This window comes from Brucella gallinifaecis (assembly GCF_006476605.1).
GTDB lineage: Bacteria > Pseudomonadota > Alphaproteobacteria > Rhizobiales > Rhizobiaceae > Brucella > Brucella gallinifaecis.
Genome location: NZ_ML636802.1, coordinates 261,270 through 284,315 on the forward strand (window position 1 = coordinate 261,270; position 23,046 = coordinate 284,315).

A 23,046-nucleotide genomic window follows, 5' to 3' on the forward strand; every position below is an offset into this window, starting at 1 on the left:
CATGCCCGGCCTTTTTATTTATCGCATATCACATCACCTTTTCACTATATGCGAGGCTGCAAGACAGCAATGATGGGAGAACCGTCCATGTCTGATGAAGACAACAAGCACCTGACCAAAGATACGCTTTTCAAGCCAAACCCTTCCAGAATGGAAGCAAAAAACGCCACTACGGACAAGGCTGCAAAAGCCATCATGAAAACCGAGCGTGATGCAGTGGACGCTAAAACTGCCCGTTTACGCGCTGCCCGTCTCGAACGCGATCAGAGCTAGAGCGATTGCAAAATAGCGATCCTTCGCTATGTAAATATTGACGTTTACGTAATAAGTCGATAGCACTTGAACATATCCAGCCAACAGGCTGCGCGGATTGCTGCAAATCAGCGGCAATTCAAAGCCTTTTGAGGAAAAGGTTCAGGAGGAAAAATGTATCGTGCGCCGGTTTCTGAAATTTCGCATATGCTGATGAAGGTCGCAGGCCTTGAAAAAGCAATCGAAGACAATTGTTTCCCTGAGCTTTCCACGGATATTGCCGATGCAATATTGGAAGAGGCAGGAAAATTTGCTGCCGAGCGCATAGAGCCACTGCGCATATCCGGCGACAAACATGGTGCGAGCGTCAAAGACGGTGTTGTGACAACCGCCCCCGGCTGGAAAGAACTCTATGCCGACTGGATAGCTGGCGGCTGGAACGCACTGACCGGCACGCCCGAATATGGCGGTCAGGGTCTGCCGACCATGATGTCGGTGGCTGTCAGCGAAATGTGGAATTCCGGCACGCTGGCCTTTGCCATTGCGCCCACGCTCACCATGGGCGCGGTGGAAGCGTTGGAAAAACACGCTTCAAAAGAGCTCAAAGACATTTATCTCGAAAAGCTTATCTCAGGCGAATGGATGGGCACCATGAACCTGACAGAACCGCAGGCCGGTTCTGACCTTGGCGCCTTGCGCTCACGTGCAGAGCGCAGCAATGATGGTTCATATCGTATTTTTGGCCAAAAGATTTTCATCACTTATGGCGAGCATGACCTGACCGATAATATCGTGCATCTGGTGCTGGCCCGCCTGCCCGATGCCCCTGCCGGAACCAAGGGCATATCGCTCTTCCTCGTACCGAAATTTCTCGTCAATGCAGATGGTACGCTTGGGCGGCGCAATGATGTTTTCTGCTCCGGGCTGGAACACAAGATGGGTATCCATGCCTCTCCCACCTGCACGATGATCTATGGTGACGGTTTTGTAAAAGGTGAGGAAGCAGGCGCTGTCGGCTATCTGATCGGCGAAGAAAACCGCGGCCTCGCCTGCATGTTCACCATGATGAATAATGCCCGTCTACTGGTGGGCATTCAGGGTGTTGGCGTCGCAGAAGCTGCCTGTCAGCAGGCTTTGAACTATGCAAAGGAACGCAAGCAGGGACGCGCCCTTGGTGCCGATCCCAAAGCGGGCATGAGTCCGATTATCGAGCACCCGGATGTGCAGCGTATGCTGCTCACCATGAAGGCACTGACACAGGTTGCCCGTGCCATCACCTATTCCTGCGCCCATGCCATTGATATGAGCCATGCAATGCAAGGCGTGGATGCGCAATTCTGGTCAGAGCGAGCCGGACTTCTCACACCATTGGCGAAGAGTTTTGCAACGGATGCCGGCGTGGATGTTGCCTCGCTTGGCGTGCAGGTTCATGGCGGCATGGGCTTTATTGAAGAAACAGGTGCCGCACAATTGCTGCGCGATGCCCGTATTACCCCGATCTATGAAGGCACCAACGGCATTCAGGCTATCGACCTTGTGCTGCGCAAATTGCCAACAGGCAATGGCGAGCATATCAAGGCTTTCCTTGATGAATTACAGGAAGAAGCGGACAAGGCAACAGAATCAAACAGGCCTGAACTGGGCGAAACCGGCGCACGCCTCTCCACTGCGATCAGCGAAGCAAGAGAGGCAACCGATTGGCTGCAAAAAGCAACGACTGAGGGACGCACAGGGGAAGCACTGGCCGGAGCCACACCTTACCAGCGCCTGCTGTCGCTCACCGCTGGCGGCGCATATCTGGCGCGTGCAGCATTGAGCTGCAACGATCAGGGACGCGCCACTCTCTGCCGCTTCTTTGCAGAAAACATGCTCGCAGAAGTATCATCCTTGAAAAACACCGTCACCACAGGCGCATCCAGCCTTGCAGCTGCAAAATCAGCACTGGAGGCATGAGATGAGTGAACATATTCTGATCGAACGCAAAGGGGCGGTGCAGATCATCCGGCTTAATCGCGCCGACAAGAAAAATGCCATTACCCGCGCCATGTATGCTGCCATGGCCAAAGCGCTTGTTGATGGCGATGCGGATGATGCCATACGGGTACATGTGTTTCTCGGTGTTCCCGGCGCATTCTCATCGGGCAATGATATGCAGGATTTCATGGCTGCCGCATCAGGCGGCAGTCTTGGTCAAGAAATTCTCGATTTCCTTAATGCGCTCTCAAGCGCAAAAAAGCCGATTGTCTCCGGTGTCGACGGCTTGGCAATCGGTATTGGCACGACCATTCATCTGCATTGCGATCTGACATTTGCCACAAGTCATGCCTTGTTTCGCACGCCATTTGTTGATCTCGGCCTTGTACCAGAAGCAGCATCCAGCCTGCTTGCCCCGCCTCTGATGGGACATCAGAAAGCCTTTGCACTTCTGGCGCTCGGCCATGGTTTTGATGCTCAGGCCGCTCTTGAAGCCGGCATTGTTTACAGGCTTGTCGAAAGCAGTGAACTTGAAACGGAAGTGCTGAAAGCCGCAGACGAAATCGCGTCCAAGCCGCCGCAAGCCATGCAGATTGCCCGCAATCTGCTGCGACGTCCCGCTGAGCCTGTTTCTGAACGGATCACGCGCGAAGCAAAGCATTTTGCCGAACGCCTGACTTCCAGTGAGGCGCAGGCCGCTGTGATGGCTTTTCTTAGCCGCAAAAAGTGAGGCAGGATTACCCTGCCTCTCATTCAGGTTTTGGATTTTGGCGGTAAACGATCGCGAATTTCGGTCAACCGGTCGAGAATTTTGAAAAACAAAACAAAAATTTCACAAATCAATCTCCAGATAATACTGCCGACTATCCAGAATAATAAAATTCCAATGAATAAAAATGCGCCTTCATAATAGCTGCCGCTGCCAGAAACCATAATAATTGGAAAAATAAATAATATTACAAGCCCTATCCAGTAGACCACATTCATCAATACCGGCGTCAAAAACCGATCAAAAAAGAAGATATCTTTAATATTCATAATATAACCCTTGATATTTAATTAAAAATAAACAGCAAATTACAAACACACAGCTATTTTTACCAAACCATAAAATTACTACAAGTAAAAAAATCCCGGATGGAATTACCATCCGGGTGGCTTGCTGGAGGTCAGCCAATTATTGTTCCATAGTCACAGGCTTTAAACTCTGGAAAGGTCCTTCGTCTTTTCAGAAAGCCTGCGAGCCGGATATAGTTCCATAGGTAGTGCAAAAATCTGACAAGAACGTGATCTCACATAAAAGTGATCATTTTAGAGCGCATCCCGAAAAGTGTGAAACGGTTTTCGGACTAAGATGCGCGTTAAAATAAATATTTAGAGCGCCGATCTGATTCACTCAGATCGAAACGCGCTCTAGTTTCTGGCGATAATCTCGCGGCCTTCAATCACCATTCTTACCCCCAGTGAGCCGGTCTTGCGACGAGCGAGAAAACGGGGACGGCGGCGGCGTGGCTCCTGCCCCTGACGTCGCGCCTGCGGCTCAGATGTACGAACCGGACCTTTACTGTCATAAAGCGGACGGGCAACGCCATCTTCTTCCACCAGCATCATCGGCAGATTAAAGGTTGCAGCCCATGCACGCCAGTCAGCCGCAACATCGCTCAGATCATGCGCCACCAGCAGCGGCACAGACAGTTGCGGATCCTTATGCATCAGTTCAAGCGTTACGGTGATTTCACCGAATTCATCTTCGACAGCACGCGCAGTCACCCCCACAAAGGCATTAATGGGAAGCGCAAGGGACATAGGCAGACCGCTCGACGGCAGAATCTGACGAACGACCGCGCCCCGCTCACTGATTGTGAAAGTCACTTCTGCATCGCAATCCTCCGCCGGATAGGTCACAACCTGCGGAAGATGAAATGGATCGAGCCTAAGTTCCTGACCGGCCCATTCTGGCTTCTTAAGTCCGCTGCTCATCATTTTCGACGCCTCTTAATATCTCTGCCTGTTTTTTATTCGTAATGCCGAACGCAAAACCGCTTCACAGTTTTGCTGGCATTACTTTTTGAGAACCAGTTATTCCGGTTTCTCTTGTGAGCGTGTTCGCTCTTGTTGATTTGGAGAATAGACGACGAATATTACCGGAGCGCTTAACGCGTTAGGTTAACTTTTCCCTGCTTTTTCATTTGGTTACTGCTTTACAACCAGGTGTAAGAACTTGGTAATTCTTGCTAATTTACGTTTACATAAATGAAAAGGCGGACAGTTTCCTGCCCGCCTCGATTTCGTCATATTTGTTGAAACTACAATACCTTACCCGGATTCATGATGCCATTCGGATCGAATGATTTCTTAATATGGCGCATCAGTTCTAACGCTACATCCTGCTTGAAGAAAGCAAGTTCCTCGCGTTTCAACACGCCAATTCCATGCTCTGCCGAGATCGATCCGGTATAGGATGCAACAATTGTATGAATGCGATGATTTAATTCGTGCCAGCGATCAAGGAACGCCTGCTTGTCAGCACCAACAGGCTGCGAGACATTATAATGCAGATTGCCGTCGCCGATATGACCGAAGCAGACAATGCGCGAACCCGGAATCATTGCAAGCGTTGCTGCATTGGCCTCATGGATGAAAGCCGGGATCGATGCTACCGGCACCGAAATGTCATGCTTGATGGAGCCACCTTCCGGCTTCTGCGCCCATGACATTTCTTCACGCATTTTCCAGAACATCTGCGCCTGTGCCACACTCTCGGCAATGGCTGCATCCTGAATAATGTCGTTCTCAAAAGCTTCTGTCAGAATGGTTTCAAGCGTTGTGCGGGCATCTTCTTCCGAGCGGGATGAGGAAATATCAACCAGCGCATACCATTCATGCGGGCTTTCCAGTGGATCACGAACACCATCGACATGGGCAATGGTAAATTCAACGCCCACACGCGGCATCAGTTCAAAGCCAGTGAGCGACGGGCCTGCATGTTCGGTTGAAAGCTGAAACAGACGCAGCACATCTTCGGGGCTGCGAAGACCTGCATAGGCCACGCCCTTGCCTTTTGGCTGCGGATAAATCTTCAAAACAGCTGCCGTTATGATACCGAGCGTGCCTTCAGAACCAATAAACAGGTCTTTCAGATCATAGCCGGTATTGTCTTTCTTCACATAGCGCAGATCATTGAGAATCTCGCCATTTGGCAAAACCACTTCAAGACCAAGGCAAAGCTCGCGCATATTGCCATAGGCGAGAACTGCCGTGCCACCTGCATTGGAACCAAGATTGCCGCCAACCTGACAGGAACCTTCGGCACCAAGCGAGAGCGGAAACAGACGGCCCACTTTCTGCGCCTCATCTTGCAAGTTTTTCAGGATCACACCGGCTTCCACCGTCACCAGATTGCCAACCGGATCGACCGAGCGCACCTTGTTCATACGACCAAGCGAGAGAACAATTGCCTGATTGCTCTGATCCGGCGTCTGCCCACCAACAAGGCCGGTATTGCCGCCCTGCGGAACGACTGGCGTCCTTGTTTTGTTAGCGAGTTTCATGATCGCAGAAACTTCTTGCGTCGAAGCCGGGCGTAGCACCAGCGGCGAGCGCCCCTGATAAAGATCGCGCTGTTCAATCATGAAGGGCGCAATATCTTCCGGCGCAGTCAGGGCATTTTTTTCGCCAACAATGGCTGCAAAACGTTCGATCAGGGCGGTGTCGAGCATGTGCTTCTCTTGAAGTTTGGGGAACTAGCGCGGGGCTGCCGCGCGTTTTAGACGATCATTAATGGCCTCACCGAGACCATCAAAAGGAATGGGTTCAACAGCGATTGTAACAGCGCCAGTGGCATCGAGCTGACGCATGAAACTGAAAAGATTGCTGGCTGCTTCACGCAGATCGCCCTTTTCACTCAGATTGAGAATTTTAACCGCCTCATCGCTGCCTGCAACACGGTTTTTTCCAAAAGCCAGCAAGGCTTCACCCGGCCTCACATGATGGACTTCAAGGCGCATTGCCGCATCGGGCGCATAATGCGATTGCATCATGCCGGGCGCCTGAATGGTCGCATTATGCGCTGCGCGGATCAATGTCTGGCCGAGAAACGCTTCAATCTCGTCAGCTGCCAGCCCACCGGGACGCAGCAAATAGAGTTTACTGCCCTCGACTTTAACAATTGTGGATTCCACACCCACGCTGCACGGGCCTGCATCAAGGATAAGGTCGATCCGATCACCAAGATCATCGGCCACAGCCTTGGCTGATGTCGGACTGATGCGGCCTGACCTATTCGCACTTGGTGCCGCAACGGGGCTATCGAGTTTCTTTATAACATCACGCACCTGACCATGAGGCATACGGATAGCCAGCGTATCAAGCCCCGCCGTCACCAGCGGATGGATCGGGCGCTGCGTATCTTGCTTGGACTTCAATGGCAAAACAATCGTCAATGGACCCGGCCAGAATTGTTCTGCAAGCTTGCGCGAAATAGCGTCAAACGTCACATAACGCTCAGCCATCGCGATGCTGTCGACATGAGCGATGAGCGGGTTAAACTGTGGCCGGCCTTTGGCGGCAAAAATACCGGCAACAGCTTCGCCATGCGATGCATCGGCAGCAAGACCATAGACTGTCTCGGTCGGAATCGCGACAAGGCCGCCACGTGAGAGCACATCGGCTGCACGTGATACGGCCCCGTCATCGAATGCAACACACGCAGCCAAGGACCCCATCTTTTGCCCTATCCCGCAATTTTGGCGAAATCGGCCACCGTGCTGGTGGCGGTGCGGATTTGTTCAAGCAGAGCCAGACGATTGGCGCGGATGTTTTCATCCTCGTCATTGACCATGACGTTTTCAAAGAACGTATCAACCGGACCGCGCAGCTTGGCGAGAGCCAGCATTGCACCGCCAAAGTCTTCACGGGCAATGGCTTCTGCGGCTTCGGTAGATGCGAGGTTTACAGCTTCATAAAGCGCCTTTTCCTCATCAAGCTTCAACAGAGCCACATCGACGCTGCTTGCAACCTTTGTGCCCTTCTTTTCTTCGGCAGCCAGAATATTGGCCGCCCGTTTGGTACCAGCCAGCAGGTTCTTGCCGTCTTCTTCATTGATGAAGACAATCAAAGCTTCCAGACGACGGGCAACCAGCAGAAAATTATCAGCGTCAGATGTCAGGACCGCATCAATCGCATCATAACGAGCGCCTTCGTCTTTCAGATGCACCTTGAAGCGGTCATGCAGGAATGAGAGAAGATCGGCCAGCAATGGCTCGGCATTGGCTTCGATTTCCGCACGTGTCCTTGTTTCAAGATTGCGCAGAGCGTTATCAATATCCTGTTCGCCGTCCACGTCACCGGATTTTTCAGAAGCGAGCTTTGCTTCAAACTCGCGCAGCTTCCGCTGAACCTGACCTTCCTTGAGAGAAGCATAGGCCGAGCGCAACAGCGGCAATAGCGGGAATTTCCAATCCTGTGACAGGATAAGACGAATCACGCCCAATGCTGCACGACGCAGCGCAAACGGGTCTTTCGAACCGGTTGGCTTTTCGTCGATCGCCCAGAAACCGACCAGTGTGTCGAGCTTGTCAGCCAAAGCAACAGCGACAGAAACAGGGTTCTTCGGCACGAAATCAGACGGGCCTTGCGGCTTGTAGTGCTCTTCAAGAGCGGATGCTACCGCTTCATCCTCGCCCTGAAGAAGCGCATATTTGCGGCCCATTGCCCCTTGAAGTTCCGGGAATTCGCCAACAACTTCCGTGGTCAGATCGGCTTTTGCCAACACTGCCGCACGCGCTGCAAGCTTCGGATCAGCACCGACCAGCGGTGCAATCTCAGCTGCCAGTTCACGAATGCGTTCGACACGCGCACCTTGCGTGCCAAGTATGGCATGGAAGGTCACATTAAGCGCATCCAGACGCGCCATGCGCTGATCAAGCGGCTTTTTCAGATCAAGGCCGAACTTTTCACCCGATGCTGCAAGCTTGTCGAGGTCCGGCAGATCATGCTGATCGGTGTGCCAGAAATAAAGCGCATCGGACAGGCGGGCACGCACGACCTTGCCGTTACCATATGCGATTTCCTTGCCGTCATCACGCGCAGCAATATTCGACACCAGAATGAACCTGTTCGACAGTGCTTCCGTTTCGCCCTGTTTGCGGGTGACGAAGCACTTCTGATTGACACGGATGGTCAACTGAATAACTTCCGGCGGGATTGCGAGGAATTCTTCCTCAAATTCGCCCATCAGCACAACCGGCCATTCGACAAGACCCGAAACTTCTTCAAGAAGGCCGGCGTCTTCAACCAGCTCAAGCCCGGATGCAAAGCAAAGATTATGCGCGTCCTGCGTAATGATTTCCTTGCGGCGCTCTGCATCGAGAACCACGAAAGCCTTTTCAAGCTTTTCAACGTAATCCTCAAAACGCCGCACCTTGATTGGCTGACCATCACTTAAGAAACGATGCCCATAGGTGACATTACCCGATTTGATACCATCAACGTCAAATTCAACGACCTGCGTTTCTTCTGTTTCAGGACCAAAGGTGCACAGAATCGATTGCAGCGGACGCACCCAGCGCAACGCACCCGGCCTGGATGACGCCGCACCCCAGCGCATGGATTTTGGCCATGGAAAATTGCGGATCACCTGCGGCACCAGTTCGGCGATAATTTCTTCAGCAGCACGACCCGGTCTGGTCAGATGGGCAACGTAAAAGTCGCCCTTCTTTGGATCGGAATGCACATGGGCCTGAGACACATCGCTGAGGCCAGCCTTGCGCAGAAAGCCTGCAATCGCCTGTTCCGGTGCAGTGACAGATGGACCCTTCACGTCTTCATGAACGTCTTTTGAGCGCACGGTGAGACCACGGATATCAAGCATCAGGCGGCGCGGGGTCCAATAGGCGGTCGTTGCCTCATAGGTCAGACCCGCTTCCACCAGACCATCGGTGATCATCTTCTTGAAATCACCCGCAGCCTTGCGCTGCATGCGCGCCGGGATTTCCTCGGAAAATAGTTCGAGCAATAAATCAGGCATTAGCGTACGCCTTCCGCATCGGAATTCTTTTTATCATTAAAGCCGCCAGCGTCGGTGAGCAAGAAAGCCTCACCGCATTGACGCGCGAGATTGCGCACACGCAGAATATAGCTCTGGCGTTCCGTCACCGAGATCACGCCACGCGCATCCATCAGATTGAAGACGTGGGATGCCTTGATGCATTGATCGTAAGCAGGAAACACGCATTTATGCAGTGAGCCTTCGCCCGTACTGCCTGCCTTCAAAATTGCGGCACACTCGCGCTCTGCATCAATGAAATGCTGATGCAGAATTTCGGTATCCGCCATTTCAAAATTATAGCGGGAATATTCCTGCTCAGCCTGCAGGAAAACATCACCATAGGTGACTTTTTCCTCGCCTTCCAGACCATTGAAATTGAGGTCATAAACATTGTCCACGCCCTGCACATACATGGCGAGACGTTCAAGACCATAGGTCAGTTCACCCGCAACCGGCGAACATTCAATGCCGCAGACCTGCTGGAAATAAGTAAACTGTGACACTTCCATGCCGTCACACCAGCATTCCCAGCCAAGACCCCATGCGCCAAGCGTCGGGCTTTCCCAGTCATCTTCCACAAAGCGCACATCATGCAATGTCGGATCAAGACCAATGGCACGCAGTGAACCCAGATAAAGATCCTGAAGGTTCGGCGGCGATGGCTTGATGATCACCTGATACTGATAATAATGCTGCAAACGGTTCGGATTTTCACCATAGCGACCATCTTTAGGACGGCGCGACGGCTGCACATAGGCCGCTTTCCACGGCTTTGGCCCGAGCGAACGCAATGTGGTGGCCGGGTGGAATGTCCCCGCCCCCACTTCCATGTCGTAAGGCTGCAAAATAGCGCAACCATGTTCCGCCCAGTAATTATGGAGCGTCAGGATCAAGCCCTGAAAGGAACGGGTGGGGTGCATATGTGCTGGCAACGTACTGGACACGGGGTCAGGCCTTGTTATTGAAATGATTGGCCCGGTCTAATTTGTCCGCCTGCCACGGTCAAGCGTACAGTGTGACGCTTGACCGCAATCAAGGCTCGGTTTTGGTCAATCAGACTGCGAAACCGCTGATTTTGACTTCTTATCGTCAGGTTGAACGACTTTGGCCTCTGTCGGATCAGGATCGGCTGGCAATCCCTTTTTCAGCTTTTCTTCAATCTTGGCCAGCTCTTCCGGCTCTGGCTTGCCGGCAATGGCATGGTTCCACTGAAAGGTTGCCTCAAGCTGGCGATCAGTGCGCCAGTAAGCATCACCAAGATGATCATTGATCGTCGGGTCTTCCGGGCGAAGTTTTACCGCCTTTTCAAGCTCGATGACCGCTTCCGGGTAGCGGCCAAGCTTGTAATAAGCCCAGCCAAGCGAATCGACGATATAACCATCCTGCGGGCGCAGCTCGACGGCTTTCTTGATCATGCTCAAAGCCTCATCAAGGTTTTCACCTCGATCCACCCATGAATAGCCAAGATAATTCAAAACCTGTGGCTGATCAGGATAAAGCTCAAGCGCTTTTCTGAAATTCGGCTCTGCCTGATCCCATTCTTTCAGTCGCTCATGGGCAATACCGCGCTGATAGAAAACCGGCCAGTCCTTGCGCTCGGGCTTATCAATCTGCTTTACGGCTTCATCATAAATCTTTGCGGCTTCGGCAAAATTCTTGTCCTGCGCATAAACACCGCCAAGGGCTAGATAGGTACGCAGATTGCTCTTGTCGCGCTTAAGCAAAATCTTGAGCTGATCAATCGCTTCGCCCACTTTTTCATTTTCGGCCAGATTTAGCGCACGTTGCATTTCTGCATCGCGGCGATAAGGAGATTCCTCCTGCACACGCCCATAATATTCAACAGCCTGCTCCGGCTGGCGCAATTTGGCAGAAATATCACCAAGCTGGTAAAGCGTCGCATCATGATCCGGGCGTAATGGCAGCGACATTTGCAAATAAATCTTGGCAAAGGCCTCCGCACCACCACGATTGATCGCCGTACCAAGTGTGTATAGCACTTCGCTGACACCCTGCTGTGGCGAATTGATCAATCGGGGATATTTCTGCCCGGATTCAAGCTTTTCACGCAATGCAGTAATTGTAATGCGGCCATTGAGCAGCTCTTCGGCATCCTTGAGCAATTTGACAGCGCCTGCCCTGTCGCCCTGGCGGAGTTTGAATGAAGCATAGGACATCACGATACGTTCATATGTGTCGGGCGCAGCCGCACCACCCGGACGATCATCAATCGCCTGCTGATAATAATTACGCGCATCTTCTTTTTGCCCGGCAATGTCAGCAATCAGGGCAGCATTATAGATACGGAACAATTTATACCATTCCGGCCCCTTCAGCCTGATCACATCGGCAAGTGCTTCTTGTGCCTTGCCCTGCCCAAGCTTGACCCATGCGCCCATCAGACCCGTTGCAAGAACATCCATATCAGACTGCACTGAAAGCATCAGCAACGGGCCGGTCTTGCGATATTGTTTGTTTGAAATTGCATCAATTGCCAGAGCAATGCGTGAAAACCGCTCAATTTCCGGCTGGTCTTTCAGCTCTTCAGCGAATGGAAGCGCCTCTTTAAAACGGCCTTCCGTCAGCAATGCCAGCAGCAAATTCTGCTTGATATTGTTATTCGCCGGATCATAGGCCATCGCCTGACGATAAAAATCGACCGCAGCGCCAATATTATTATCTGCTTCAGCTGTGAGTGCTGCAAGATATGCTCCTGCAAACGAACCGGCACGGACTTGCGGCGCTTGATCTATGCTTGTTTTGGCCATTGCCACATTCGCTGGCATCGCAACGCCAGTCAGGCAGCCAGCCAGGGCCATAAGAAGCAATCCGTAAAATGGGCGACGTTTAGATCCCTGACGCATCAAGCCCGGTCCTCTTTCCGATTTCATCTATGCATCCTCATGCGAGAACGCTTCAAGCATGGCCTTTTTGCGGAACACACGCAAGAAAAGCATCCGTGAAGGATGCTTTTCTTTCATTCATATTCAATCAAACAGCATGATAATCAGTTTACACGACTAATGCAGAAATCGATAACTTCAATCAATGCTTCCTTTTCAGCAGATGCTTTCAAAGGAGCGAGAGCATTTCGGGCAATCTCACCAAAATCACGGGCACGCTGAACGGTTTCGGCAATTGCATCATGCTTCGTCATAATGCCGATAGCCTTTTCAAGCGACACATCATCGCTTGCACCTTCTTCAATTGCATGTTTCCAGAAAGCCCGTTCTTCATCATTGCCGCGACTGTAGCTCAGGATCACCGGCAAGGTAATTTTTCCTTCGCGGAAATCGTCGCCGGTATTCTTGCCAAGATCAACCGCCGAACCACCATAATCCAGCGCATCGTCGATCAACTGGAAAGCCAGGCCAAGATTAAGACCATAATCGCGCAATGCCTCACGCTCTGAAAGGCTCGCACCAGCAATGATCGGTCCCACTTCGGCAGCAGCCGAAAAAAGCGCCGCAGTCTTTGCTTTGATCACAGCCAGATATTCGTCTTCTGTTGTGCCCATATTCTTGGCGGCAGCCAATTGCATCACTTCGCCTTCAGCAATAACTGATGCCGATGTGGCAAGCACATCCAGTGCATCAAGAGAGCCGACATCAACCATCATCTTGAAGGCCTGACCAAGCAGGAAATCACCGACAAGAACACTTGCCTGATTGCCCCAGATCATACGTGCCGTGCTTTTGCCGCGACGCAAATCGCTTTCGTCAACCACATCATCATGCAAAAGCGTTGCCGTATGCATGAATTCGACCGAAGTTGCCAGACGGACATGACCGTCACCTTCATAGCCAAACATGCGGGCACTTGCCAATGTCATCATGGGGCGCAGGCGCTTGCCACCAGATGAAATAAGATGGTTTGCCACTTCCGGGATCATCTCGACATCGGAGCCTGCACGTGACAGGATCAGCTCGTTTACGCGATCCATATCAACCTTTGTCAGATCGACCAGAGGCTGAACCGATCCTTCCCGCTTCGTTTGCCCGTCAAGATTTAAAACCACACCCAATGTCATAACTCCTAGCTGCTGACCAACCATCAGCGCGAACCATACTGCTCAAAGCGTCTGACAGCCCCCGCAACGCCCAAGCTTTTTATTCAGAGCCTGTTCATCATTGAAGGAAGCAGTTGTCAATGCGGTCTATTGAATACACATTGTTGAAATGATCGAACTTATGCGCACAAATGATTCCGTATTACTGTCTGTGGCAGAAAGCCTGATGAAAGAAGCAGGCATCTCTTACTTTATTGCCGATACAAATATGAGTATTCTCGAAGGCTCACTGGGCATTATACCAAGGCGTTTTCTCGTTGATAAAGACAGATTGAATGAGGCCAGATCTATCCTGATCGATGCAGGTCTGGAACATGAACTCAAAAATCATGACAAGTAATTTTCCCAGACATGAAAAAGACATCGTGGAAGAAACGCTGGATGTGTTTCATCGTGGTGCATTTCATCTCGTGCAACCCGCAATCAAAGGCCATCGCTCGGGCGTCGACGCGATGATTCTCGCCAGCAGCGTACCAGACCTCTTCTCAGGCCGCCTCGCCGATCTTGGCAGCGGTGCGGGTGCGGCTGGTCTTGCCGTTGTAGCGCGTTGCAAAAATGCACGCGTGACACTCATCGAACGCTCCGGCTTCATGCTCAATTTTGCCCACAAAAGCGTGAACCACCCACTCAATACCGGCCTGCGTGATCGCATCGATATTCTGGAAGCCGATGTTGCATTGAGCGGCAAGGCACGCGCAAGCGCGGGCCTGATCGATAACAGCTTCGATTACGTCATCATGAACCCGCCTTTCAATGAGGCAAGCGACCGCGCAACACCCGATCCCGTAAAAGCTGAAGCCCATGTCATGCCTGAAGGTATGTTTGACCAATGGCTGCGCACGGCATCGGCTCTGCTGCGCCCCGGCGGCGGCGTTTCAATCATTGCACGCCCTGCTTCGCTTTCATCCCTATTAAATGCGCTTGATCGGCGTTTTGGCGGTTTGAAAATCATTCCGATCCTGCCGCGCCCTGAATCTGCTGCCATTCGCATTGTGATTACCGGCATTCGCGGTAGCCGGGCCGGTCTTTCACTCATGTCACCCCTTGTTCTGCACAGCGATAAGGGGAATAATTTTACACCACGTGCCAGCGCCATTAACAATGGCCAGATATCGCTGCTTTAGGAATAACCATAAAAAATGACATCAAATCCGAACACTGTCCGCCCTGTATCCATCATGCGCCGTTTTCTGGATAGCGAATCTTCTGGCGGCATCGTGCTTATGGGCGCCGCAGCCCTGGCACTGATCGTCGCCAACTCTCCGTTCTCGAAAGCTTATTTTGATGCGCTTCATTTCTATATAGGCCCACTCAGCCTGTCGCACTGGATCAATGATGCGCTGATGGCGATATTCTTTTTTCTGGTTGGACTTGAGATCAAGCGTGAGTTTCTCGATGGTCAGCTTGCAAGCTGGCCCAATCGAATCCTGCCCGGAATTGCTGCTGCAGGCGGCGTCATCGTGCCTGCGCTGATTTTCGTGGCCTTTAACTATGGCGACCCGGAAAAGGTGCGCGGCTGGGCTGTGCCTTCAGCCACTGACATCGCTTTTGCGCTCGGTGTCCTGTCGCTGCTCGGATCACGCGTGCCCTCAAGCCTCAAAGTATTTCTGGCAACGCTTGCTATCCTTGATGATCTGGCCGCAGTTGTTATCATTGCGATCTTCTATACCGCTGAAATATCCATGCCTTACCTTGGCGCGGCTTTTGCAACAGCGGCCATCCTGTTTGCCATGAACCGTATGGGCGTTTCCCGCTTGCTGCCTTATCTCATCGGCGCGGCTATATTGTGGTTTCTGGTGTTCAACTCCGGTGTTCATGCCACTGTCGCAGGTGTTGTGAGCGCATTGATGGTCCCGCTCAAACCTGCCAAAGCCAAGCCGGATGATATGAGCTCGCCACTGCATACGCTGGAACACGCATTGGCAAAGCCTGTCGCCTTCATCATCGTTCCAGTGTTTGGTTTCGCCAATGCCGGGATTTCATTTTCCGGCATGACGCCTTCCATCATGTTCGACACCTTGCCGCTTGGCATCATGCTCGGCCTTTTCATCGGCAAGCAGATCGGCGTGTTTGGTGCTGCATGGCTGGCGATTAAAACCGGCTTTGCACAAAAACCGATGGGCGCAAGCTGGGCACAGCTTTATGGTGTGGCAATCCTGTGCGGCATTGGCTTCACCATGAGCATCTTTATCGGGCTTTTGTCCTATCCGTCAGAATTGTTGCAGGCGGAAACGAAAATCGGTGTGCTTACTGGCTCCGCACTCTCCGCAATATGTGGCTACGTGCTGCTGCGAATGCTGGCAAAGCCAAAAAAATAACGAATATTCAATGCCCGGAACAAAATTCCGGGCATTTCTCTTTATGTTTGCCTGTTGGCTTCCTACATTCGCTCCAACGAAATTTTTAACGCGCATCCTGCCCGAAAATGGCTTCACAATTTTCGGAATGCGCTCTTCATCTGGAGTTTGATTTGTTCGGAATTCTGTGCCGTTTCATTCCACGTCGTTTTCGCAAAAAAGAAATAGAAATTCCTGTCGTGCGGCTGCATGGCGCCATCATGAGTGGCGGCACGGCACTGCGGCCATCTCTGTCGCTCAGCAGTGCTTCCGAAGTGCTTGAAAAAGCCTTCAACGACAAGGAAACGCCTGCCGTTGCCATTTCGATCAATTCGCCCGGTGGCTCACCTGTGCAGTCGCGCCTGATCTATCGCCGCATTCGCGACCTTGCGGATGAGCATCAAAAGCGTGTTTTCGTGTTTGTGGAAGATGCCGCCGCATCAGGCGGCTATATGATCGCCCTTGCCGGGGATGAAATTATTGCCGATCCGTCTTCGATTGTCGGTTCCATCGGCGTTGTGTCCGCTTCCTTCGGCTTCCCGGAATTGCTCAAGAAAATAGGTGTTGAACGCCGTGTTTACACAGCAGGGCAGAACAAGGCGACGCTGGACCCGTTTCAGCCTGAAAAAGAGGCCGATATTGAGCGACTCAAATCGCTTCAGCTTGAAATCCACGCAACCTTTATCGACATGGTCAAAGAGCGCCGCGGCAGCAAACTGGCCGATGATGAAGACCTGTTCACCGGCCTGTTCTGGACTGGCAGCAAGGGCAAGGAACTGGGCCTGGTCGATGGACTTGGCGATATGCGCAGTTTCCTGCGCAAGACCTATGGCGACAAGGTGAAACTGAAGCTGATCGAGCCCAAGCGTGGTTTGTTGGGACGTAAAGCCCCCGGCGTTGAAATCGCGCTCAGTGGCATTGACCCGGCTACAATTGCCGCCAATCTTGGTGATGGCTTGCTGTCGGTCGCAGAAGAAAAAGCGCTCTGGGCGCGATACGGACTTTGAAATTCATCATTTCACCATGATATGATGCATAAGCATGCAGATTAGTGTTATACTGTCTGCGAAGAAGCTCCCTGCGTGATCCCGAAAGGCATTCGGGATCTCATTAGAGACTGAGGACCAGAGGCCATGCCCCAGCTTATCTTTCTGCTGCTGATACTCGCTGCCGCCTGGTACGGCTATCGCTCGTTCAAGCGCGAAGCGACACGTGTGACCCAGCGCGTGCGCCGTGCAGAAAAAGAAGCGCAGAACCGTGCGCATGGCACTTTGGTTCAGGATCCGAAGACCGGCGAATATTACGTCAAAAAAGACTGATCCTGATTAATCCCTCATATGCACAGTCCAGCACAGGCCGCGCAAACGGTTCACTACACAGCTCCGGCCAAGATCAATCTTGCGCTCCATGTGACGGGGCGCCGGGATGATGGTTATCATTTGCTCGATATGCTGGTCGTATTCGCCAATTACGGCGATCGCATCAGCATTCAACAGGCTGCTGAAGACAATTTCAGCATGAGCGGACGCTTTGCGAACGGCATAGCACCCGACGGAGACAATCTGGTTATCAAAGCCCGGGATGCATTACGATCATATGCAAATCGCACGCTTTCGCCCGTTTCCATCCATCTTGAAAAAAATCTGCCTGTTGCATCAGGTATCGGCGGTGGTTCAAGCGATGCAGCCGCAACGCTTCTGGCCCTTAATGAAATCTGGCAGCTTGGACTTGAACCCGACATACTTGCCGAACTCGGCCTCAAGCTCGGCGCTGATCTGCCCATATGTCTGCATGGGGCGGCTCTTGGTGGGCCGCTTGTTGCACGCGGTATCGGCGAACAACTCACACCAATAGCGAATATGCCATCACTGCCCCTCTTGCTGGTCAATGACGGGACAGCCATTGCCACTCCCGATGTCTTCCGTGCGTTGACAAAGCGCGATAATGGTTTCTTGCCTGCACCTATTGGCGGCTGCCTTGAAACCATCTGTACCTATCTCGGATCGACCCGCAACGACCTGCTGCCCGCAGCGCTGACCCTCGCCCCGCAAATCAATGACAAACTTGATCTTCTTCGGGAAAGTGGTGCGATTTTTACGCAAATGTCCGGCTCCGGCGCGACCTGCTTTGCAATATATAAAGACCAGCAAAGCGCCAATGCCGCCGCCTCTCATATTCTTGAAAAAAAGCCGGACTGGTTTGTGATTGCAAGCCATACAGCGCCATCTGCGCTCTGATCAAAGTGCTTTTTTCTGCCCCATACTGTTCACACATAATAGAATAAATAGCCTGTTATAAGGCTAAACTCTCTTTACAAGGGCTTATTGTATACTAATTTCGATACAATGCGTGAACCAAACAGTGTCTATGCAGCACAGATCGAAAGGCCTATCTCTTGCTCATCGAAACGACGAACACATCGCCGCTTCACACAAACCAAGGAGATAGAAAATGAAAAAATTTGCTCTTGCTGCCGTTGCCGTTGCTCTTAGCGCCGGTGCTGCTTTCGCTGAAAACCCATATGTTGGTGAACCAGCTGATCTTTATGCAAATGAACGTTCACAGGTTGCTGTTCAGCAGATCGATCGCACTGCAACTGCTTCCATCAGCAAGGCTTCGGTCGTGGATGGCTCGGCTCATCGTTTCGGCGATGCATCGCCTTCCAGCTACCAGAACTAAATCAAATTAATGAACAATCCCGCCTGATGGACTGATCCAGAAGGCACCCCCAATATCTCCCCGATGGATGGCATGAGTGTCATCCCGGTGCCCCCGCCGGAAGCGCAAATGCCATCCATAGGGTGATTAACAAGGAATAGAAAAATGAAAAAATTTGCTCTCGCTGCCGTTGCCGTTGCTCTTAGCGCCGGTGCTGCTTTCGCTGAAAACCCACATGTTGGTGAACCAGCCGATCTTTATGCAAATGAACGTACACCAGTTGCAACGCAACAGGTTGATAACAGAGCAACCGCTTCGATCGGCCAGAACACCTATCAGGACGGCTCTGCCCATCGCTTTGGCGACGCATCGCCTTCAAGCTACCAGAACTAAAATCGTTCAAACCCTTAGAATACAAAAAGGCGAAGCCGCTCAGGCTCCGCCTTTTGGCATTTCTGGCGGTGTAATTAACTGTGGCAAACGCAATGGCTTTAATGTGTGAAGCCAATTTTGAAATTCAGCACCAGTTTGGTATGACGATTTAACGGCATCAACTTTCACCAGCAAACCTGCCTCCAGTGGCGCGGCTCTGACAAAAAGCTTTGCAAAACCTGCAAAACGCTTCTCAACCGGCAGTGTAAAACGCGCCGGACGGCTGCCAGTTTGCATATGCCGGCGGACAGAATCTTCCCAGCCCTCAGCCAAAGTGGCGCCGGGTGGCACAATCAGCAACCATTCCGTGCGTAGGCCTGCAAGCGCCTGCGAAAGCTCGCCCGTCTGATAAACAGCACAACCAGCTCCTTGCGCTGCAAGGCACGTATTATCTGTCGAATCCTGATCGATAATTGCAACGCGACGCAACAGCCCATCCACCATTACAGGCACAAGAGCCGACAATGTATAGGCCAATTGTTTCTCAGAATTATGTGTGAAGATGAATATTGAAAGCATGGCCCTTTCTATACGAAGCGCATGCAATCGAAAAGCCGCAGATTTATGTTCTTGATTTGTTCCAAAAAACAGGATAGGAATAGATTCATCAACGAGAGAGTCGGTTATGGAAATCATCCAGCAGGCAGACATGGCAGCATTCGGAGCAGGACGCGCAGAACACGCCAATGTGCTCGTCAATGAGACAGGCCTGCGTATTGATCACTCTCGCAGGCGTGGACGTGGTGCCGGGATCAATCCGACCGGGCGTTTTGAACCAACCACCCGCCATGATTTTGACGATGGATGGGAAACGCTTGAAGATCTTCCCGCTTTCAAGACCGATGTTCAGATAGAAAAGCCACGCACGATTATCACGCGTAACGATTCACCTGATATAAGCTTTGACCGCTCAATAAACCCCTATCGCGGTTGTGAACATGGCTGCATCTATTGTTTCGCACGCCCGACACACAGCTATATGGGCTTGTCAGCCGGTCTTGATTTTGAGGCAAAGCTGTTTGCCAAGCCGGATGCTCCACGCCTGCTGGAACGCGAGCTTTCCAAGCCCAATTATCAGCCAAAGACAATTGCCATCGGCACCAACACAGATCCCTATCAGCCCATCGAGAAAAAATGGCGCATCATGCGGGAAATTCTGGAAGTGCTGGAAGCGGCCAATCATCCGGTGGGCATTGTCACCAAATCGGCTCTTGTGGTGCGTGATATGGATATTTTAAGCCGCATGGCGGCAAAAGGGCTGGCCAAGGTCGCGCTGTCCGTCACCACTTTAGATGCCAAACTTGCGCGAAGCATGGAACCGCGTGCATCAACCCCGACATTGCGCCTGCAAGCTATTCGCAAACTCACCGAGGCCGGGATTCCAACCAGTGTCATGATGGGACCGGTCATACCGGGCATCAATGATCATGAGATCGAACGCATATTGGATGCAGCTTATGCACAAGGTGCGCGTGAAGCAGGCTATGTATTGCTGCGCCTGCCGCTTGAGGTGGCGCCATTGTTCAAGGATTGGCTGCTGCGCAATTATCCCGACCGCTATCGCCATGTGATGTCGCTTGTGCGCTCCATGCGTGACGGCAAGGATTATGATGCTGAGTGGGGCAAACGCATGCGTGGTACCGGACCCTATGCCTGGCAGATTGGCCGACGTTTCGAGATCAGTGCGCGCAAACTCGGGTTTAACTCAAAGCGCGTGCCACTGCGCAACGACCTGTTTGAGCCTGTTGAAAAGGAAGGAAAGCAGCTTTCACTCTTTTAGGGTCAGGATCCTAGGCTCCGAACATAACCCTTCGCAATTATGTTTCAGTCTTTGAACCATATCCAGACCTGCATGATTTATCAGTTGTGCGTTCAATCCCCGTCTGATTTTTTTCAGACGGATGGTCCCTGCTTTTACGCCAAAACCCTCGGCAGGGACCTTGCGGAGAATCAGAAGCAATGCGAGCATCACCGCCAAATGAAACGCTTGAATTCTGATTCTCCGCCCCTCTTCGAAATTCCACTTGCGCCAGATTTCTCGGAAGAGAAAAAATATCTGATGCGGGGACTTCGCCATATTGCCGGTATTGATGAGGCTGGCCGTGGCCCGCTTGCCGGTCCGGTTGTTGCTGCCACTGTCGTACTTGATCCCGATGATCTTCCAGAAGGTCTGGATGACTCAAAACGCCTTAAAGCAGCAAAACGCGAAGTGCTTTACGATATTATACTAGCCAAAGCCGTGAGCATTTCCGTTGCAAGTCTGAGTGCTCCCAGTATTGATGCGAGCGACATTCGTAAAGCCGCCCTTGAAGCCATGCGCCGCTCATTCATGGGGCTGACACTCAAGCCGGATCATGCATTGATTGATGGTCGTGATGTTCCGCCCGGACTAACCTGCCCCGGCACCGCATTAGTCAAAGGCGATCAGCGATCCATTTCCATTGCTGCCGCTTCTATCGTGGCGAAGGTCACGCGGGATCGTATGATGGTTCGCACCGGAGCGCTCCATCCAGCCTATGGCTTTGAAATCCATGCCGGTTATGGCACGCTCAAGCACCGCCAAGCCATTGAAGCATCCGGCCCTGTGCCCGGCATTCACCGCTATACATTTGCACCCATCAAGAACCGCCCGGCTTCTTGACAGGCCTCTCAAAAAAAACGCCAGTCAATCCAACAAAAAACGCCGCCCTTTTGAGGCGGCGTTTTTAAAAATCTATCAAAGGCGTTCAGTTCAGATTGGTTTTAACCTGACCGAGTGCATCCTTGAACAAGGTGCCTGCAACCTGAGCATCGACCTTCTCGGCAACGATTTTGCCTGCGGCAGCGACAGCCAGATCAACAGCCGAAGCACGCACTGCATTGATTGCATCGACTTCAGCAGTTGCAATTTTCTGCTCAGCAAGCTTGTTGCGACGAACAACATATTCTTCTGTCGCACGCTTGGCATCTTCAAGAAGAGCCTTTGCTTCGCGTTCTGCAGCAGCGACGATGTCGCCCGCTTCTTTTTCCGCTTCCTTACGCTTGCGATGATATTCAGCAAGAAGCTGCTGGGCTTCTTCGCGCAGGGTACGGGCTTCTTCAAGTTCCTTCTTGATATTTTCGGCACGCTCATCAAGCGAGCGACCGATCATCCCCGGAACTTTCAGATAAACAATCAGGGCAATGAAGAGAAGAAGAGCAATAAATGCCCAAAATGTTGAATCCATTTTCGTCTCCTCAGGCGTTTGCGGTTTTGACGGCTGCGGTCACTTCAGCCTTGTCGGCCTTGGTTCCCAGAAGCTGTTCAACAATCGCAGACGTGGTTTCTTCGGCGATCGTACCGACATCGCTCATGGCCTTGGCCTTGATTGCAGCGATACGTTCTTCAGCTTCAGCAAGCTTGCCTTCAAGTGCGGCTTCAGCAGCAGCACGTTCGGCATTTGCTTCACCCTTGCCTTTTTCGCGGGCAGCTTCGGCAATCGAAGCAGCCTTGGCGCGGGCAGATGCCAGTTCCTGCTCATAAGCAGCAATGGCGTTATCCGCATCCTGCTTGAGACGGGCAGCCTGTTCCAGATCCTGTGCAATACGGTCACGACGGTTTTCAATCACGCCGCCGATACGCGGCAGAACCACGCGCGACAAAAACAGATAGAAAAGACCGAAAGTGATCGCCAGCCACAGAAGCTGCGATGCATAATGGGTGGAATCAAACGGCGGGAATACGCCGCTGCCGTGTCCGGCATCGTGCGCGACCCCGGTTTCGGTGTGCACAGCATCGGCTGCGCCGTGCTCGCCAGCAGCTGGTGCCGGTTGCGATTCGGTGGCGGTTTGGGCAAACGCCGTGGACACGAACATCCAGATTTCCCCTTTAATCCAGCATATTCCTTTGCCAGCAGAAGAGCCGGAATTTTCGGAACATGCTCACTCAGACGTCATATGCAAAGGCCAGCCGCGCTGCATTTCAGGATACAGATCGCGGCAGGCCAGTTTCTTGCGACTGTTGATTAAACAGCGAAGAGGAGCAGAAGCGCGATGAGCAGCGAGAAGATGCCCAGAGCTTCCGTCACAGCGAAACCGAATACGAGACGGCCAAACTGGCTGTCAGCAGCGGATGGGTTACGCAGAGCGCCCGAGAGATAGCTGCCGAAGATGTTGCCGAGGCCGAGAGCCGTACCGGCCATACCGAAACAGGCGAGACCGGCGCCGATGTACTTTGCTGCTTCCGCTTCCATGTTAAAGCTCCTTCTGGATTGCAAATTAGTGCGGATTTCTGTTCTGGCGGAAACCCGCCGGCTAGA

The 23,046-nt window shown here is 52.2% G+C and carries 25 protein-coding genes; 13 read left to right on the forward strand and 12 right to left on the reverse strand.

Annotated elements, in window-relative coordinates:
• The first annotated feature begins 87 nt into the window (after positions 1-87).
• The 3 genes from FHY56_RS05895 (at position 88) to FHY56_RS05905 (ending at position 2,956) form a co-directional block, all read left to right on the forward strand.
• Positions 88-273: a hypothetical protein gene (locus FHY56_RS05895; RefSeq protein ID WP_140904240.1), complete on the forward strand. Its 186-nt coding sequence runs from the start codon at positions 88-90 to the stop codon at positions 271-273.
• Positions 274-426: 153 nt separating this feature from the next.
• Positions 427-2,205: an acyl-CoA dehydrogenase gene (locus tag FHY56_RS05900; protein WP_140904241.1), complete on the forward strand. Its 1,779-nt coding sequence runs from the start codon at positions 427-429 to the stop codon at positions 2,203-2,205.
• A gap of 1 nt (position 2,206) precedes the next feature.
• Positions 2,207-2,956 carry a crotonase/enoyl-CoA hydratase family protein gene (locus FHY56_RS05905; protein WP_140904242.1) on the forward strand — a complete coding sequence of 250 codons (750 nt, stop codon included), beginning with the start codon at positions 2,207-2,209 and terminating at the stop codon, positions 2,954-2,956.
• A gap of 23 nt (positions 2,957-2,979) precedes the next feature.
• Here FHY56_RS05905 and FHY56_RS05910 read toward each other — a convergent pair whose 3' ends face one another.
• From FHY56_RS05910 to FHY56_RS05945, 8 genes are all read right to left on the reverse strand, one after another.
• Positions 2,980-3,264, reverse strand: coding sequence for a DUF4282 domain-containing protein (locus FHY56_RS05910; RefSeq protein WP_140904243.1), 285 nt, complete (start codon positions 3,262-3,264; stop codon positions 2,980-2,982).
• Positions 3,265-3,639: 375 nt separating this feature from the next.
• A complete protein-coding gene (locus FHY56_RS05915; protein ID WP_140904244.1) occupies positions 3,640-4,209 on the reverse strand; it encodes a DUF6101 family protein in 570 nt (189 codons plus the stop codon).
• 323 nt (positions 4,210-4,532) lie between these two features.
• Positions 4,533-5,945, reverse strand: coding sequence for an FAD-binding oxidoreductase (locus FHY56_RS05920; protein ID WP_140904245.1), 1,413 nt, complete (start codon positions 5,943-5,945; stop codon positions 4,533-4,535).
• Positions 5,946-5,969: 24 nt separating this feature from the next.
• Positions 5,970-6,950: an L-threonylcarbamoyladenylate synthase gene (locus FHY56_RS05925; protein WP_140904246.1), complete on the reverse strand. Its 981-nt coding sequence runs from the start codon at positions 6,948-6,950 to the stop codon at positions 5,970-5,972.
• 8 nt (positions 6,951-6,958) lie between these two features.
• Complete coding sequence (glyS, locus tag FHY56_RS05930; RefSeq protein WP_140904247.1) at positions 6,959-9,253, reverse strand: glycine--tRNA ligase subunit beta; 2,295 nt, start codon at positions 9,251-9,253, stop codon at positions 6,959-6,961.
• On the reverse strand, positions 9,253-10,194 hold the full coding sequence (locus FHY56_RS05935; RefSeq protein WP_140904375.1) for a glycine--tRNA ligase subunit alpha: 942 nt from the start codon (positions 10,192-10,194) through the stop codon (positions 9,253-9,255). Before FHY56_RS05935 ends, glyS begins: the two co-directional genes overlap by 1 nt.
• A 129-nt stretch (positions 10,195-10,323) precedes the next feature.
• Positions 10,324-12,138 (reverse strand): tetratricopeptide repeat protein, encoded by a 1,815-nt coding sequence (locus FHY56_RS05940; RefSeq protein ID WP_140904376.1) that lies wholly within the window; start codon positions 12,136-12,138, stop codon positions 10,324-10,326.
• 143 nt (positions 12,139-12,281) lie between these two features.
• Positions 12,282-13,298 (reverse strand): polyprenyl synthetase family protein, encoded by a 1,017-nt coding sequence (locus FHY56_RS05945; protein WP_140904248.1) that lies wholly within the window; start codon positions 13,296-13,298, stop codon positions 12,282-12,284.
• Positions 13,299-13,452: 154 nt separating this feature from the next.
• On the opposite strand from FHY56_RS05945, the gene FHY56_RS05950 reads away from it, so the two are divergent.
• The 8 genes from FHY56_RS05950 to FHY56_RS05985 all read left to right on the forward strand — a co-directional run bounded on the left by FHY56_RS05950 (position 13,453) and on the right by FHY56_RS05985 (position 18,730).
• On the forward strand, positions 13,453-13,683 hold the full coding sequence (locus tag FHY56_RS05950) for a putative signal transducing protein (RefSeq protein WP_140904249.1): 231 nt from the start codon (positions 13,453-13,455) through the stop codon (positions 13,681-13,683).
• Positions 13,673-14,467 (forward strand): tRNA1(Val) (adenine(37)-N6)-methyltransferase, encoded by a 795-nt coding sequence (locus FHY56_RS05955; protein ID WP_140904250.1) that lies wholly within the window; start codon positions 13,673-13,675, stop codon positions 14,465-14,467. Before FHY56_RS05950 ends, FHY56_RS05955 begins: the two co-directional genes overlap by 11 nt.
• Before the next feature lie 15 nt (positions 14,468-14,482).
• Positions 14,483-15,661, forward strand: coding sequence for a Na+/H+ antiporter NhaA (nhaA, locus tag FHY56_RS05960; RefSeq protein ID WP_140904251.1), 1,179 nt, complete (start codon positions 14,483-14,485; stop codon positions 15,659-15,661).
• 152 nt (positions 15,662-15,813) lie between these two features.
• Entirely contained in the window at positions 15,814-16,686 is an 873-nt protein-coding gene (locus FHY56_RS05965; protein ID WP_140904252.1) for a S49 family peptidase, read from the forward strand.
• Positions 16,687-16,812: 126 nt separating this feature from the next.
• Positions 16,813-16,998, forward strand: coding sequence for a hypothetical protein (locus FHY56_RS05970; RefSeq protein ID WP_140904253.1), 186 nt, complete (start codon positions 16,813-16,815; stop codon positions 16,996-16,998).
• Positions 16,999-17,016: 18 nt separating this feature from the next.
• Positions 17,017-17,916, forward strand: coding sequence for a 4-(cytidine 5'-diphospho)-2-C-methyl-D-erythritol kinase (locus FHY56_RS05975; RefSeq protein WP_140904254.1), 900 nt, complete (start codon positions 17,017-17,019; stop codon positions 17,914-17,916).
• Positions 17,917-18,130: 214 nt separating this feature from the next.
• Positions 18,131-18,358, forward strand: a complete 228-nt coding sequence (locus FHY56_RS05980) for a hypothetical protein (RefSeq protein ID WP_140904255.1) — start codon at positions 18,131-18,133, stop codon at positions 18,356-18,358.
• A 144-nt stretch (positions 18,359-18,502) separates the two neighbouring features.
• A complete protein-coding gene (locus tag FHY56_RS05985) occupies positions 18,503-18,730 on the forward strand; it encodes a hypothetical protein (RefSeq protein ID WP_140904256.1) in 228 nt (75 codons plus the stop codon).
• 39 nt (positions 18,731-18,769) lie between these two features.
• Here the strand turns inward: FHY56_RS05985 and FHY56_RS05990 are convergent, their stop codons facing one another.
• Positions 18,770-19,288, reverse strand: a complete 519-nt coding sequence (locus FHY56_RS05990; protein ID WP_140904257.1) for a glycosyltransferase family protein — start codon at positions 19,286-19,288, stop codon at positions 18,770-18,772.
• 106 nt (positions 19,289-19,394) lie between these two features.
• On the opposite strand from FHY56_RS05990, the gene FHY56_RS05995 reads away from it, so the two are divergent.
• Positions 19,395-20,549, forward strand: coding sequence for a PA0069 family radical SAM protein (locus tag FHY56_RS05995; RefSeq protein ID WP_140904258.1), 1,155 nt, complete (start codon positions 19,395-19,397; stop codon positions 20,547-20,549).
• A gap of 198 nt (positions 20,550-20,747) precedes the next feature.
• Entirely contained in the window at positions 20,748-21,410 is a 663-nt protein-coding gene (locus tag FHY56_RS06000; protein WP_140904259.1) for a ribonuclease HII, read from the forward strand.
• 85 nt (positions 21,411-21,495) lie between these two features.
• Here the strand turns inward: FHY56_RS06000 and FHY56_RS06005 are convergent, their stop codons facing one another.
• The 3 genes from FHY56_RS06005 to FHY56_RS06015 all read right to left on the reverse strand — a co-directional run bounded on the left by FHY56_RS06005 (position 21,496) and on the right by FHY56_RS06015 (position 22,980).
• Entirely contained in the window at positions 21,496-21,975 is a 480-nt protein-coding gene (locus FHY56_RS06005; protein WP_140904260.1) for a F0F1 ATP synthase subunit B, read from the reverse strand.
• A 10-nt stretch (positions 21,976-21,985) separates the two neighbouring features.
• Entirely contained in the window at positions 21,986-22,603 is a 618-nt protein-coding gene (locus tag FHY56_RS06010; protein ID WP_140904261.1) for a F0F1 ATP synthase subunit B, read from the reverse strand.
• A 149-nt stretch (positions 22,604-22,752) separates the two neighbouring features.
• Positions 22,753-22,980, reverse strand: a complete 228-nt coding sequence (locus FHY56_RS06015; protein ID WP_007632966.1) for a F0F1 ATP synthase subunit C — start codon at positions 22,978-22,980, stop codon at positions 22,753-22,755.
• Positions 22,981-23,046: the final 66 nt, after the last annotated feature.

Bases quoted from the DNA above. Each gene is read 5' to 3' on its own strand.
- FHY56_RS05910 (WP_140904243.1), bottom strand. From the start codon at position 3,264: ATGAATATTAAAGATATCTTCTTTTTTGATCGGTTTTTGACGCCGGTA.
- FHY56_RS05900 (WP_140904241.1), top strand. From the start codon at position 427: ATGTATCGTGCGCCGGTTTCTGAAATTTCGCATATGCTGATGAAGGTC.
- FHY56_RS05915 (WP_140904244.1), bottom strand. From the start codon at position 4,209: ATGATGAGCAGCGGACTTAAGAAGCCAGAATGGGCCGGTCAGGAACTT.
- FHY56_RS05980 (WP_140904255.1), top strand. From the start codon at position 18,131: ATGAAAAAATTTGCTCTTGCTGCCGTTGCCGTTGCTCTTAGCGCCGGT.
- FHY56_RS05955 (WP_140904250.1), top strand. From the start codon at position 13,673: ATGACAAGTAATTTTCCCAGACATGAAAAAGACATCGTGGAAGAAACG.
- FHY56_RS06015 (WP_007632966.1), bottom strand. From the start codon at position 22,980: ATGGAAGCGGAAGCAGCAAAGTACATCGGCGCCGGTCTCGCCTGTTTC.
- FHY56_RS05925 (WP_140904246.1), bottom strand. From the start codon at position 6,950: ATGGGGTCCTTGGCTGCGTGTGTTGCATTCGATGACGGGGCCGTATCA.
- FHY56_RS05975 (WP_140904254.1), top strand. From the start codon at position 17,017: ATGCACAGTCCAGCACAGGCCGCGCAAACGGTTCACTACACAGCTCCG.
- FHY56_RS06010 (WP_140904261.1), bottom strand. From the start codon at position 22,603: ATGTTCGTGTCCACGGCGTTTGCCCAAACCGCCACCGAATCGCAACCG.
- FHY56_RS05920 (WP_140904245.1), bottom strand. From the start codon at position 5,945: ATGCTCGACACCGCCCTGATCGAACGTTTTGCAGCCATTGTTGGCGAA.
- FHY56_RS05935 (WP_140904375.1), bottom strand. From the start codon at position 10,194: ATGCACCCCACCCGTTCCTTTCAGGGCTTGATCCTGACGCTCCATAAT.
- glyS (WP_140904247.1), bottom strand. From the start codon at position 9,253: ATGCCTGATTTATTGCTCGAACTATTTTCCGAGGAAATCCCGGCGCGC.
- FHY56_RS06000 (WP_140904259.1), top strand. From the start codon at position 20,748: ATGAAACGCTTGAATTCTGATTCTCCGCCCCTCTTCGAAATTCCACTT.
- FHY56_RS05985 (WP_140904256.1), top strand. From the start codon at position 18,503: ATGAAAAAATTTGCTCTCGCTGCCGTTGCCGTTGCTCTTAGCGCCGGT.
- FHY56_RS05950 (WP_140904249.1), top strand. From the start codon at position 13,453: ATGATCGAACTTATGCGCACAAATGATTCCGTATTACTGTCTGTGGCA.
- nhaA (WP_140904251.1), top strand. From the start codon at position 14,483: ATGACATCAAATCCGAACACTGTCCGCCCTGTATCCATCATGCGCCGT.
- FHY56_RS05895 (WP_140904240.1), top strand. From the start codon at position 88: ATGTCTGATGAAGACAACAAGCACCTGACCAAAGATACGCTTTTCAAG.
- FHY56_RS05940 (WP_140904376.1), bottom strand. From the start codon at position 12,138: ATGCGTCAGGGATCTAAACGTCGCCCATTTTACGGATTGCTTCTTATG.
- FHY56_RS05905 (WP_140904242.1), top strand. From the start codon at position 2,207: ATGAGTGAACATATTCTGATCGAACGCAAAGGGGCGGTGCAGATCATC.
- FHY56_RS05970 (WP_140904253.1), top strand. From the start codon at position 16,813: ATGCCCCAGCTTATCTTTCTGCTGCTGATACTCGCTGCCGCCTGGTAC.
- FHY56_RS05990 (WP_140904257.1), bottom strand. From the start codon at position 19,288: ATGCTTTCAATATTCATCTTCACACATAATTCTGAGAAACAATTGGCC.
- FHY56_RS06005 (WP_140904260.1), bottom strand. From the start codon at position 21,975: ATGGATTCAACATTTTGGGCATTTATTGCTCTTCTTCTCTTCATTGCC.
- FHY56_RS05995 (WP_140904258.1), top strand. From the start codon at position 19,395: ATGGAAATCATCCAGCAGGCAGACATGGCAGCATTCGGAGCAGGACGC.